The organism is Mycetocola sp. TRD_SC_2, from assembly GCF_055361225.1.
This window is the reverse complement of the sequence record NZ_CM143954.1, coordinates 2,195,895-2,208,894: the sequence shown is the minus strand read 5'-3', so window position 1 is coordinate 2,208,894 and position 13,000 is coordinate 2,195,895. Positions and strand designations below refer to the sequence as shown.

Below are 13,000 nucleotides of genomic sequence, written 5' to 3'. Positions count from 1 at the left end.
CCCATGGACACCGGTATGGACTACCACTCGCTCAACGCGATGCTTAACCTGTACGGCCCGAACGGTGAGATCCAGTTCGAGAAGGACCAGGAGGCGGCGCGGGAGTTCTTCCTGCAGCACGTCAACCAGAACACCGTCTTCTTCCACTCGCTGCGTGAGCGCCTCGACTACCTGGTCGAGAAGGAGTACTACGAGAAGGCCGTTCTCGACGCGTACTCGTTCGAGTTCATCACGAAGCTCAACGACCTCGCCTACTCCAAGAAGTTCCGGTTCCAGACCTTCCTCGGCGCGTTCAAGTACTACACGTCATACACGCTCAAGACATTCGACGGCAAACGTTACCTCGAGCGTTTCGAAGACCGCGTGGTGATGACCGCCCTCGGTCTCGCCCAGGGCGATGAGAAGCTCGCTGTCGCGCTTGTCGAGGAGATCATCGCCGGGCGCTTCCAGCCCGCGACGCCGACCTTCCTCAACTCGGGCAAGGCCCAGCGTGGTGAGCTCGTGTCGTGCTTCCTGCTCCGCATCGAAGACAACATGGAGTCCATCTCACGCGGGATCAACTCCTCGCTGCAGTTGTCGAAGCGTGGCGGCGGCGTAGCCCTCCTGCTCTCGAACATTCGCGAAGCCGGTGCCCCGATCAAGCAGATCGAGAACCAGTCCAGCGGAATCATCCCCGTGATGAAGCTCCTCGAAGACTCTTTCAGCTACGCCAACCAGCTTGGTGCCCGTCAGGGCGCCGGCGCGGTGTACCTGCAGGCGCACCACCCCGACATCATGCGGTTCCTCGACACCAAGCGTGAGAACGCCGACGAGAAGATCCGGATCAAGACGCTGTCTCTCGGCGTCGTCGTCCCCGACATCACGTTCGAACTCGCCAAGAAGGGCGAGGACATGTACCTCTTCTCGCCGTACGACGTCGAAAAGGTCTACGGCGTTCCGTTCGGCGACATCTCCGTCACCGAGAAGTACCACGAGATGGTCGACGATGCGCGGATCAAGAAGACGAAGATCAAGGCCCGCGACTTCTTCCAGACGCTCGCCGAGATCCAGTTCGAGTCCGGTTACCCGTACATCATGTTCGAAGACACCGTCAACAAGGCGAACCCGATCGAGGGGCGCATCAACATGTCGAACCTCTGCTCCGAGATTCTCCAGGTCAACACCCCGACGACCTACAACGCCGACCTGTCGTACGACGTCATCGGCAAGGACATCTCCTGCAACCTCGGCTCGATGAACATCGCGCTGTCGATGGACTCACCGGACTTCGGCCGCACCGTCGAAACCGCGATCCGTGGCCTCAGCTCGGTGTCCGACCAGAGCCACATCGAATCCGTTCGGTCAATCGAAGACGGTAACGACAAGTCGCACGCCATCGGCCTCGGCCAGATGAACCTCCACGGTTACCTCGCCCGTGAGCGGGTTTACTACGGCTCCGAAGAGGGCATCGACTTCACGAACATTTACTTCTACACCGTGCTGTTCCACGCGCTCCGCGCCTCCAACCGGATCGCAATCGAGCGCGGCATCGCGTTTGACGGTTTCGAGAAGTCGACCTACGCGTCCGGCACGTTCTTCGACAAGTACACCGACCAGGTGTGGGAGCCGGCAACGGCCCGCGTCGCTGAGCTGTTCGAGAAGTCAGCCGTTTCGATTCCGACGCAGGCCGACTGGGCCGCGCTGAAGGCATCCGTCATGGAGCACGGGATCTACAACCAGAACCTCCAGGCCGTTCCTCCAACCGGCTCGATCTCGTACATCAACAACTCGACGTCATCGATTCACCCGATCGCGTCGAAGATCGAGATCCGCAAGGAAGGCAAGCTCGGCCGCGTCTACTACCCGGCACCGTTCATGACGAACGACAACCTGGACTACTACCAGGACGCGTACGAGATCGGTGCTGAAAAGATCATCGACACCTACGCTGCTGCGACGCAGCACGTCGACCAGGGCCTCTCGCTGACGCTGTTCTTCAAGGACACCGCCAGCACACGCGACATCAACAAGGCCCAGATCTACGCATGGCGCAAGGGCATCAAGACGATCTACTACATTCGTCTGCGCCAGCTCGCGCTCGAGGGTACCGAGGTTGACGGCTGCGTCAGCTGCATGCTCTGATCTCGGTCTCTTCGAAAACCTAAGGAACGCAAATGATTGAGAAGCTCAAGCTGGTCGACCAGGTCCAGGCGATCAACTGGAACAAGATCGAGGACGAGAAGGACGTCGAGGTGTGGAACCGCCTCGTCAACAACTTCTGGTTGCCCGAGAAGGTTCCGCTGTCGAACGACATTCAGTCGTGGAACACACTGACGCCTGAGGAGCAGCAGCTCACCATGCGGGTGTTCACGGGGCTCACGCTTCTCGACACTCTGCAGGGCACCGTCGGTGCCGTGTCGCTGATCCCGGATGCCATCACCCCACACGAAGAAGCGGTGTACACGAACATCGCCTTCATGGAGTCGGTGCACGCGAAGAGCTACTCCTCGATTTTCTCGACGCTGTGCTCCACGAAGGAGATCGACGAGGCATTCCGCTGGTCGATCGAGAACGAGAACCTTCAGAAGAAGGCCGCGATCGTCATGGGTTATTACATCGGTGACGACCCGATGAAGCGCAAGATCGCGTCGACGTTGCTCGAATCGTTCCTGTTCTACTCCGGGTTCTACCTTCCGATGTACTGGTCGAGCCGGGCGAAGCTCACCAACACGGCCGACATGATCCGCCTCATCATTCGCGACGAGGCTGTCCACGGTTACTACATCGGATACAAGTTCCAGAAGGGCCTCGAGAACGAGACCGAGGAGCGCCGCCAGGAGCTCAAGGACTACACGTTCAACCTGCTGTTCGAGCTCTACGACAACGAGGTGCAGTACACCCAGGACCTCTACGACACCGTCGGTCTGACCGAGGACGTCAAGAAGTTCCTGCACTACAACGCCAACAAGGCCCTCATGAACCTCGGCTACGAGCCGATGTTCCCGAAGACGGTCACCGATGTGAACCCGGCGATCCTGTCGGCTCTCTCACCGAACGCTGACGAGAACCACGACTTCTTCTCCGGGTCGGGTTCGTCGTACGTCATCGGTAAGGCTGTTGTCACCGAAGACGAGGACTGGGACTTCTAACCAGGTGTAGGTTCCGAGCGAGGTTTGCAATTCCGATTTACTGTGAGACGTCACGAAACATGAGCCAAGCCTCGAATTAGTTGAGCTAAAGCCACGAAAGTTGAGCCATTCACGGAAGTTGAGCCAAGGTCTTGTTTGTCGAAGTTGGAAGCGGTTTCGCGGAGTTAGTCGCGCAAGTCTCGGGCAACCTATCGACCAGCGTTCGGCGAGTGTGCGAACGGCAAGCTGATGGGTAGGACGTCCCGAGCGTCCCCGAAAGAGTTGACCAAGTCGTGGCCAGAGGGGAAGAGCGATGACCCAATCGGTGAGATTGCTCGGCTATTCGCGCAGAACCTCCGCGCTGGAATCGGTTCGAGAAGCGTCCGTTCGGTGGCAGCAGCTTCGGGTCTGAGCCACGTGACATTGCTTGCGATTCTAGACGGGCAGGTGTGGCCAGACCTGGCGACAATCGCTCGACTCGAGCGAGGGCTGGGCGCAGAGCTTTGGCCGCGGGACGTTGGCGGTTCGTCAATCTAGCGCTTGGGCTTCCTTGTGCTCGTAGAGGAGCTCGAGCCTCCTGTGTCGGCAAGTTTCGGGGTTAGATGCCCTGAGGGGACGAGATCGTCCACCTTCGTCAACTCGTCTCGAGGAAAGGCGCTCGAGAGAAACGAGAAAGAACCTCCGTCGTCCGCTGAAGGCCCATGTCGCTGCTCTTGGTTTCTCGAAGAACGACATCGAGATCACGATCACGATCACGGAGACTCCTCGCGTGAGTTGGGTAATCAGGGGAGTGCCTGCCGATGATCTGGAGTTGAACTACTCGGTCGACGTCTGACTTTCTCATGACCAAGCGGGTAGCCAGAGCGACGCTTCCCCCAAGCGGTCTTCGAGCCCTGCTTCTTTACGATGCCGCTGGCCAACGTGCGGCGTCCGCAAAAGGTGCGTCAGTGCGAATCTCGCGCGGGCGGGTGCGCTGGGCACCGGAATCGTGGGGGAGTGTCCGCTGAAGGTCCGGCTAGCGGTCCGGTTCTGAACACGCTGCAAGTGAGCATCGCTGAATATTGGCCGACGCCTTCCATGCCGTGGCATGGTCGAGAGCGCTCCCGCAACCATCGAGTAGCTTGACCATTGGTGAAAGAAGCCGCGCAGCATTCCGAAAGGTAGAGATCGTGCCATGGAACCCCGTCTATCAAGACGACCACTCTTACCCGTCGAGTCTCGCAACGTTCGAGAATACGATCGGACGCCTTCTGCACGACGGAAGACCGGTCGGGTATCTATCCTTTCGGGTGGGACAAAGGGCGGATCAGATAGCCGGAGCGCTGTGGTGGCGGCGATTCTCGGACCCCTACGACGTCGTCTATTACATGGAGTGGCTCCAGCCGGACACTCCCGACGAGCGAGTGGATGACGGGGAGTTTACTTCGTCTGAGGCGGAAGGAATCGATTTGGACAACTGGCCGGTCCCTGCCTGGCAGTTGGAAACCGATCCGGAACCCGCGGATGACTGGTTCGACAGAGCACCTGCCGTATTACGGGTCGAGTTTCTCACTGGGGACGCGCGCGGTGAGGCCTGGGAACGCTACGGGTGGGGGGACAGCTGACGGCTCTTGCGCTACCTCGACAATGCTGCCGCTCACCGGCCTACCTGGACTCGCCCCGCTGGGTGTTCCGCCAATCGGTCCGGTAGATGTTCCGTTCACAGTGGGGTCGATTATTGCTCTACTTCAGAGGCCTGCCGATCCTCCGATGATTGCTGTGCCGCGTCCTGCATCTGTCGACGCGCGCGGCGAGACGGTTTCTCGCGTGCGAGTGGATACTTCTCATCGAGATGGGGTTCCAGGTAGAGCCTGCGCATTGCGAGCAAGATCATCGTGCCGCCGATCCAGTAGCCCAGGAACAGGACCAGTCCCTGTGCGAAGGTGAAGCTGAGCAGGGTGAGAACGACGCCGATGCCGATGTAGAGCCATCGCCAGGCGCCGGTGATCCGGTCGCGGGCGACCTGCTGTTGATGGGTGCGGTCCTCGAGCGAGTCGACGCGGCTGCTGAGTCCGGCATCGTCGATAGCGGTGAAGAGGTCTCGGACGGAGACGCGCAAGGCTTCCGCGACGAGCGACAACGTTTCAAGGCTCGCGTCCTCTCCCGCTTCGAGGGGTTGGACCGTTCGGAGTCCGATACCGCTCTCGGTCGCGAGTCGTTCTTGGGTCCACCCCTGCGCTTGTCGAAGCTCGATAATTCGTGTCTTGTTCATAGAACCCATGTTTGCTCCGACCGTGTGCCAGCACCACGCCACGACGACGCCAATGGGCCGCCACACGACCGCCAGAAGGCCGCCACCCAATACTCGCAGCACGCGCTATTGAATGGCAGGCGCCACATCGAGTGAAGGTCGACCGCTCGGGGTTCCGTCCCGTAGAGGGTTCCCGATGAGAGTCCGACAGGTTCCGCTGTGGGAGTTTCAGGCGGACTTTGCGGCACCGTATGATGGAGGGGTGCATTTGTATTTCTTGTGACGGCTGAGTAAGGCCCACCGCGCTCGTTGAGTTATCCGAGCCTGCGGCGGCCGCTCGTTTTCGACCCCTCGTGGGTCGCCGTCATTTGCGCGCCGTCCTGCCCTCGCGGGTTCCTCTGGCGCGTCGTTCCGAAGGATTCGAATGCTCACCCCCACCAATCATCTACCGGCGCGCCAGCGCGCCCAGCTCATCGCTTCCGATATCTCCGTGATGCGCGGAGCCGCCCGTGTTCTCAACCACGTCGACCTCACAGTGGCGCCCACATCGCGCGTCGCGATCGTTGGAGAGAACGGGCGTGGGAAATCGACCCTTCTCCACGTGCTCGACGGCGCACTGGCTCCCGACGCCGGCACTGTGCAACGCATCGGGACACTGGGCATCGCTGAACAGGAGATGGCAGCAAGCGACGATCGCACCGTAGGGCAGGAAGTTGCGAAAGCGATAGCCGAGCCACTCGCGGCGCTGGCATCTCTCGATGACGCGGCACGTGCGCTGTCAATTGGCACGGCTGGCGCTGCTGAACGTTATGCCGCCGCGTTGGAGCATGCCGAACTTCTCGACGCGTGGGACGCCGAGCGACGGGTGAAGATCGCGCTCGAAGCGCTCGACGCAGAGACCGACCCTGCCCGGTTGCTCGGTGACCTCTCCGTGGGGCAGCGGTATCGAGTGCGCCTAGCATGCCTGCTCGGCGCGGATGGCGATTTCCTGTTGCTCGACGAGCCAACGAACCACCTCGACCGATCCGGGCTTGAGTTCTTGAGCGCGCAGTTACGGGCACGTGCTGGCGGTGTGGTCGTCGTCACGCACGATCGCGCGCTGCTCTCGGACGTCGCGGAGACCATCGTCGACCTCGACCCGACGCTCGACAATCGCGCCCGGGTATACGGCAGCGGGTACGCCGGGTATCGCGAGGGTCGGCAGGCCGAGCGCGAACGGTGGGAACAGGAGTACGAGCGGCAACAAGCCGAGCATTCTCGTCTCCAGGACAGCCTCAGCTCGGCGCAGAACCGTCTCGTCTCGGGTTGGCGGCCGGAGAAGGGCACCAACAAGCACGGTCGTGCCACCCACGCGGGTGGTCTCGTGCAGAGTGTCCATCGTCGACAGGAACAGCTTGAAGCGCACGCGGTGATCGTGCCGGAACCGCCACTGCAATTCCGTTTCCCTGACTTGCCGACCAGGACCGGCGCAGTGCTTCTAAGCGCGGAGCACATCAGCGTGGAGGGCCGGTTGGCCAGCCCTGTAACGTTCTCGCTCTCGCACCGCGGTCGCCTGGTGGTAACCGGTGCGAATGGTGTTGGCAAGTCGACCCTGCTGGGCGTGATTGCGGGCGAACTGCAACCCGATACCGGTTCGATTCGGGTGCCGCAGACCGCTCGCCTCGGATTCCTCCGACAGGAGACGGACTTACCTTTACAACGACGAGCGAGCGAGGTCTACGCCGCCCACGTCGACGCGCTCGTGGCGGCCGGGAAACTCCCCGCGTCGGAAGCGGTTGGCCTCTCTCAGCTCGGTATCCTGCGCGCTCGAGAATCGAGCAAGCGCATCGGTGAGCTGTCGATGGGACAGCAACGCCGCCTCGACCTCGCCCTGGTACTCGCGACGAAACCACACGTGCTGTTGCTCGATGAGCCCACCAACCATCTGTCGATCGCGCTCGTTGACGAACTCACCGACGCACTCAGCGCGACCCAGGCAGCCGTGGTGCTTTCCACCCACGATCGCCAACTCCTCCGCGACGTCGACGACTGGCCGGCGCTACGTCTAGGCGCGATAACGGAGAGCGAGGTGTTGGTATGGGAGGGGCGAAAGTGCCGCTTGGATTCCTCGCGTCGCTCATGACCTACCGCCACGTTTCACCAGAGGAGATGCGGATCCCAGTAACTGGCTCATCCGGCGAAGGACGCCTGGACGCCGGTAGAAGTCAGCACGCGATGGCTGAATCGGATCGCCGCTCCGGCAGAAATGGTCATGTTGCGCGAGTGCGGCCACTTCCCGATCGAGGACCCAGGACTGGCAGACCTGGTCAACGCGGTCGAACGAGCGGCCCGCCGCGCCCTGCGCGGCGACGCCTTACCGCCCCTCGCGTAGTGGCACCGCCCAGGCAGGGAACGCGCGCTGTCATGGTGAGCCATTCGCTTTCAGAGACGCCTCTACGTCCCGTTGAGGGTTTCCAGCTGACGCGGTCGTTGCGCGCTTTTCGACCGCGTTAGCTGGTGGGCGTGGAACGTCAGTGTTCTGATCGCAGTTGTCGTTCAATCGTTCGGTAGACCGTTGACCTTGCGACGTTGAAGAGCTCAGCTATTTCTGCGGTCGAATGGGTGCCAGCGTTGTGCACCTCCATGAGGTGCTTCTGCTACGTGTTGGAGAGTTTGGGCTGGTTTCCACGCAGCCGTCCTTTCGCCTTCGCAATCTGCATTCCTTCCCGTGTTCGCGCGCGTATGAGGTCCGATTCGAACTCGGCGACCATGGCTAGAACGTTGAAAAGCAGGCGGCCGACGGGGTCGTTCGGGTCATGGACGGATCCACCGATGCTGAGCTTGACATCTTTAGCCGTGAGCTCATCGATGATGTCCTTCGCATCGCGGAGGGAGCGGGCAAGCCGATCGAGTTTGGCGACGACCAGTGTGTCGCCGCTGCGGCACGCTGCCAAGGCTTCTCGTAAACCGGGGCGGGCACGGTTGGTGCCGGTGAGGCCGTGGTCGGTGTAAATCAATGCCGGCCTCACACCGAGGCGTTCTAGGGCGTTTGTTTGGGCGGTCAAATCTTGTTCATTAGTGGATACGCGTGCGTAGCCAATCAGTAATTCGGTCATGACGCGCAGACTGATATCTCAGCCCGTCAGGGTCAAGGACCGACGCGTTGAACGTCCGTATTGCGGACTCGCTGCTGAACGACGTTTTCAATAGAGAGGCGGCACGCCGCTTGCGCACATTCAGGGCTGGGGGGGGTATGCCACCATCTGGCTCGCCGTACACTTCGGAGCTTGGACGCTCTAACGAGGCGCCACTGGTCGAACGTTTCTGATCGGCACGCTGTGCTCGCCGCTTCGCGGCCAGAGCGCATGAACCCATCCGTCCTCTACTAGAGTCACCCGACCAACATCGCCAGGCTGAATGATCAGGTCAAAGACTGGCTCGGCAATGTACTCGACAAGTTCCCCAACTGAGTACGGCACGTTTCGATCATTTCACGACCGGATCGCTCCGGAAACACAAGCTCAACCTTTGCGCTTGTCGTTCCCGTTCAGCCTTCCCGTACAGCATTCCCAAGCGACTCCAAGGCTCGTTTCGCCAGGTTTGGCTGGAGGGTCCCCGATTCTACGTCCGTACGTCCGTGCAGGGCTGCGCAGCTAACTCTTATGGATCAGGAGATGTCACGGCGTGAGTTGTCGATCTTTGGAGCGAGGTCCCCGTTGTCATACATATCGACTGCTCCGGGTCTGCCCGAGTAAGCATGCCGGCAGCTGAGCTTCGTTGAATCCGTCTCCAGAAGAATCAAAGCCGCCACGTTTGGCTGGGGTCATCGTCCGTCAGGAACCCCCAGAGGACGATTCCGTTCAGAAGCGCCATCGCGAGAAGCGCCCATCCTCGATAGTCCGCCGCGTCAAGGATGAGGAACCAGACCCCAGCGATCACGAAGAACAGGCCAAGCACAATGCCGAGCCACGTCCGCATCCTCCGCATCGCCTTCATGGACCCCATGATACGCACGGTGGATTCGCGGGGTATAGGCGGCCACGCAACCGCAATGTGCTCAATGAACCTCTTACGGTTGCGGAACACCGACGTCAAGTGCAGTAAGGGTTCGCCTTATGGAGTTAGGTCGTGACCTGCTCACGATTTGAGCCCGTCCAGGTCCGGCCAGGACTTCGGCATCGCATCGTTAGCGCCGGAGGGCAACACCGCTTGCCAGGGAGTAATGGTGCGCCACTCGTCGCCTTCTGCGGTCAGGAAAAGCGTGACGCTCGCACCGATGTGTTGCTCAAGCGGATCGCCGGCCCGCGGGTATGGTGCGTCGCCAGGACGGCAGCCTTCGGGCGTTGAAGCCACCTCGATTTGTTGAGAGCTCTCGCCCTTCTGCCAACCGGTGATGTTCACGTTCCACACGTTCGCCACAACATCACTGATGACTCGCTCGCCGCTCACTCCGCTTATCGTCCCGGACACCACCAGGTCGGAGTCCTCGACGGTCTGTTCGGTCGTCTCGTACACTCGCCAAAAGCAGGGATCGCTGCTGTTGATCGAGCACGCGGGGAATGACCCAGCGATCAAAACGGCCGCTACCAGAGCGGCTGCGCTTCGGGCTGAACGAGCATGCTTCGGATCCACGGCCATAGCCTGCATGCTACGACCGATCCATGCCATTGGACAGAACCTGGAAAGGAGCGCGTCTTGAAGGGTGCCTTGATGGGGTTTATTTGGGACCAGGATGCATTAGCGTGACGCGTCTAGCGACGCGGCTCAGACCTAGACGAGACAAGGCCAAGGCAAAGCCACGCGGCTTCCGAGGTCACGGCCGACCTCGACACCCCTGTTCCGGAGGACGTCGGATCCCGCCGGGCCTCGCTGTCGGACTTGCCGCTGGCCGGTCGGTCGTGACCGGCCAGCGGGCAAGGACTCAGACGCCTGCGGCCGTCGCTACAGGTTCCGATGAAATCTCTCGGATTGCCAGGTAGGGGACCCGATAGTCGTGTGTTCCATGTCCGACTGTCTCGCGTGCCTCACTGAGAATGTCCACCTCCGCGGTCACTCCCACTGGAACCTGGACGCGAGCGACGAACGAGCCCCCCTCTATGTGCCACGCAACTTCGATGCGACCGTAAGGGGACTCGTGGACGGCGGTAGCTGACGTGAGTCGGGCATCGGGTTGAGGTTTGACGGCGATCCGTCGGTAGCCGGGGGAGATACTGCGCAACCCACCGATGGTTCGATGCATCCAATCAGCCACTGCGCCGAGGGCATAGTGGTTGAAGGAGGTCATGCCGCCTGGATTCACGGTGCCGTCAGGCAGCAAACTGTCCCAGCGCTCCCATATCGTCGTTCCGCCTTGCTTCACGGTGTAGAGCCACGAGGGGCATTCGTCCTCAAACAGGAGATCGTATGCAGAGGCGAGGTGACCGGAGGCCGTGAGCGCATCGGATATGACCGGCGTTCCGGCGAAACCGGTTGCGATCCGGTTACCAGCGGCGGCCACGAGTTGGGCGAGGCGATTACCCGCGAACTCTCGTTGTGATTGGGTTGGCAATAGGTCGAAAACGAGGGCAAGGGAATAGGCCGTTTGTGCGTCACTCGTGAGTTCACCGCTCGGGAGTACGTATTCACGCGCGAAAGCGTCCCTCACCTTCCGGGCGAGAACACGGTAGTGGTTTGCGTCCTCGTCAAATCCGAGCTCGGCTGCTGTTTGGGAGAGCCGTTTGGCAGACTCCGCGAAATACGCCGTCGCGACGAGGTAACGGTCAGTTGTCGCGTCGGCGGGGTCGTTCGGTGGTGCGGCGGGATCCAGCCAGTCGCCGAGTTGGAAGCCGTCATTCCACAGGTGGTCGTCACCCGCGAGTCGGTCGACGAGATCGAGCCACCGTTTCGCGCTGTCGTATTGTGTTGCGAGCACGCCGCGGTCGGCAAAGCGTTCAAACAGGACCCAGGGCGTTAGCACCGCGACGTCGCCCCATACAGCGCCGGGGCGGATTGGTGTCCACTCGTCGCCGCCTGGGATGACCGGTACGTACCAAGGGACCGTTCCATCCTCGAGTTGCTCGGCCTCGACATCTCGCAACCATGAACTCAGCAGTCCCGAGCAATCGTAGAGATAGGATGCCGTCGGCGCGAAGACCTGCAGGTCTCCGGTCCATCCAAGTCGCTCATCGCGCTGCGGGCAGTCGGTGGGGAGCCCGACGAAGTTGCCGCGCATTCCCCACACGACGTTCTCGTGCAGGCGGTTGAGGAGAGGGTCCGAGGTCTCGAACCATCCGGTCCGCTCCATATCGCTGTGGTAAACCAGCGCCTCGACTTGGGACGGGTCGAAATCGCCAGGCCAGCCGGTGATTTCCGCGTAGCGGAAACCGTGAAAGGTGAACCGCGGCTCCCACGATTCTTGCTGGGCTTGGCCTGTTGCGTCCTTTTTCCCGGCGAGTGTGTATCGGTCGGTGGAGAGTGCGCCACGCAGTGGTCGTGTGTAGATCTCTCCGTCCTGCATCACTTCCGCGTGCCTGAGCGTGACGGTGGCGCCGGCTTCTCCGGTAACGCGAATGCGAAGCCGGCCGACGAGGTTCTGACCGAAGTCCAGCACCGTCGCACCGGAAGGGGACGTCAGAACTTGCTGAGGTTGCACAATTTGCGTGTTGCGGACCGGGGGGCCTTGGGGCGCGACGAGAGTGGAGGAATCTCGGTGGGTCACTATGACTGGGCTGAATCCCGCAGCGTCGAACCCCGGACGCGACCAGCCTGGGCGCTCTTCTCTGGCGTCGTATGATTCGCCGAAGTAGAGGTTACTGGTCAAAATGGGGCCGAACCCCGCTGTCCAGGTGGGATCTGTCGCGATGGTGGTGCGGCGACCGTCAGAATGCGTGACTTCGAGTTGCGCGATGAGCGAGATGTCGGACCCGTAGAGGTTCGGATAGCCACCGTGGAATCCGATCCGACCGCGGTACCAGCCATCGCCAAGCCATGCCCCGATTGCATTCTCCCCGCTGACGAGAGCCTCAGTCACATCGTATGTTCGGTAGGTGAGTCGCTCGCCGTAGACAGTCCAGTCTGGTGCGAGCGCGTCTTCGCCAATGCGATTGCCGTTGATCTCGACCTCCGCCAGGCCGTGTGCGGTGACGTACAGCCGAGCCGACATGATGTCACGGACCAGCGGGAACTCTCGTCGTACCAGAGGCGGGCGGCGCTCCGCCTCTGGGTCTTCGGTCCATGCGGGACCGATGGGGACGGCGACCCAATCTTCCGGTTGGAGGAGTCCGGCCTCGACCGCTGTCGCCTCGCTCCAGCTGGACCAGCTGCCGTCGTTCCCTCTCACTCGGACGCGTACGGTGACCACATCACGTGAGGCAAGGTCTTCGAAGGGCCAGGGCACTAATACCTGTTCTGCTGATTCGACGATGTCCGAAAGTCGGATGTCGCTGTGGCGAGTCGATTCGAGCTGGTACGCCGTTTGCGTAAATTCCGGATCGAGTTCGCCGCTGATCTTCCACGACACTCGGGGGGTTGGGACACCGATGCCGAAAGGTTCTGCCAGGTGCTCGAAACGCGGTGCAGAGATCTGAGCGGACGAGACGACTGTGGTCTGCGACGGATCGGAGGGGAAAAAAGACATGGCGAGAGGCGCCTTTCTACGAGCCGCTCGCGGCTTGTTGTCGAGGGTGGTGCTGAGAATGAGGCTGAG

The 13,000-nt window shown here is 61.3% G+C and carries 7 protein-coding genes and 1 pseudogene; 3 read left to right on the top strand and 5 right to left on the bottom strand.

Annotated elements, in window-relative coordinates; translation table 11 throughout:
* Positions 1-3 precede the first annotated feature (3 nt).
* Together nrdE and nrdF are read left to right on the top strand one after the other, a co-directional pair.
* On the top strand, positions 4-2,121 hold the full coding sequence (gene nrdE, locus ACWA1Q_RS10565; RefSeq protein ID WP_463760845.1) for a class 1b ribonucleoside-diphosphate reductase subunit alpha: 2,118 nt from the start codon (positions 4-6) through the stop codon (positions 2,119-2,121).
* A 32-nt stretch (positions 2,122-2,153) separates the two neighbouring features.
* Positions 2,154-3,128, top strand: a complete 975-nt coding sequence (gene nrdF, locus ACWA1Q_RS10560; RefSeq protein WP_463757228.1) for a class 1b ribonucleoside-diphosphate reductase subunit beta — start codon at positions 2,154-2,156, stop codon at positions 3,126-3,128.
* 1,693 nt (positions 3,129-4,821) lie between these two features.
* On the opposite strand, the gene ACWA1Q_RS10555 is transcribed toward nrdF, so the two are convergent.
* Positions 4,822-5,358: a helix-turn-helix domain-containing protein gene (locus tag ACWA1Q_RS10555; RefSeq protein ID WP_463757226.1), complete on the bottom strand. Its 537-nt coding sequence runs from the start codon at positions 5,356-5,358 to the stop codon at positions 4,822-4,824.
* A 403-nt stretch (positions 5,359-5,761) separates the two neighbouring features.
* On the opposite strand from ACWA1Q_RS10555, the gene ACWA1Q_RS10550 reads away from it, so the two are divergent.
* Positions 5,762-7,459 carry an ABC-F family ATP-binding cassette domain-containing protein gene (locus tag ACWA1Q_RS10550; RefSeq protein WP_463757225.1) on the top strand — a complete coding sequence of 566 codons (1,698 nt, stop codon included), beginning with the start codon at positions 5,762-5,764 and terminating at the stop codon, positions 7,457-7,459.
* 388 nt (positions 7,460-7,847) lie between these two features.
* Here ACWA1Q_RS10550 and ACWA1Q_RS10545 read toward each other — a convergent pair.
* The 4 genes and pseudogenes from ACWA1Q_RS10545 to ACWA1Q_RS10530 form a co-directional block, all read right to left on the bottom strand.
* Positions 7,848-8,432: pseudogene (locus ACWA1Q_RS10545) on the bottom strand (recombinase family protein).
* 682 nt (positions 8,433-9,114) lie between these two features.
* The gene (locus ACWA1Q_RS10540; RefSeq protein WP_463757223.1) at positions 9,115-9,321 is read right to left on the bottom strand and encodes a hypothetical protein; all 207 of its coding nucleotides are present in this window, start codon (positions 9,319-9,321) and stop codon (positions 9,115-9,117) included.
* A 132-nt stretch (positions 9,322-9,453) separates the two neighbouring features.
* Entirely contained in the window at positions 9,454-9,831 is a 378-nt protein-coding gene (locus tag ACWA1Q_RS10535) for a hypothetical protein (protein ID WP_463757222.1), read from the bottom strand.
* A gap of 406 nt (positions 9,832-10,237) precedes the next feature.
* A complete protein-coding gene (locus tag ACWA1Q_RS10530; protein ID WP_463757220.1) occupies positions 10,238-12,931 on the bottom strand; it encodes a glycoside hydrolase family 78 protein in 2,694 nt (897 codons plus the stop codon).
* Between the last annotated feature and the right edge of the window lie 69 nt (positions 12,932-13,000).

Bases quoted from the DNA above. Each gene is read 5' to 3' on its own strand.
- ACWA1Q_RS10550 (WP_463757225.1), top strand. From the start codon at position 5,762: ATGCTCACCCCCACCAATCATCTACCGGCGCGCCAGCGCGCCCAGCTC.
- nrdF (WP_463757228.1), top strand. From the start codon at position 2,154: ATGATTGAGAAGCTCAAGCTGGTCGACCAGGTCCAGGCGATCAACTGG.
- ACWA1Q_RS10555 (WP_463757226.1), bottom strand. From the start codon at position 5,358: ATGAACAAGACACGAATTATCGAGCTTCGACAAGCGCAGGGGTGGACC.
- nrdE (WP_463760845.1), top strand. From the start codon at position 4: ATGGACACCGGTATGGACTACCACTCGCTCAACGCGATGCTTAACCTG.
- ACWA1Q_RS10530 (WP_463757220.1), bottom strand. From the start codon at position 12,931: ATGTCTTTTTTCCCCTCCGATCCGTCGCAGACCACAGTCGTCTCGTCC.
- ACWA1Q_RS10540 (WP_463757223.1), bottom strand. From the start codon at position 9,321: ATGGGGTCCATGAAGGCGATGCGGAGGATGCGGACGTGGCTCGGCATT.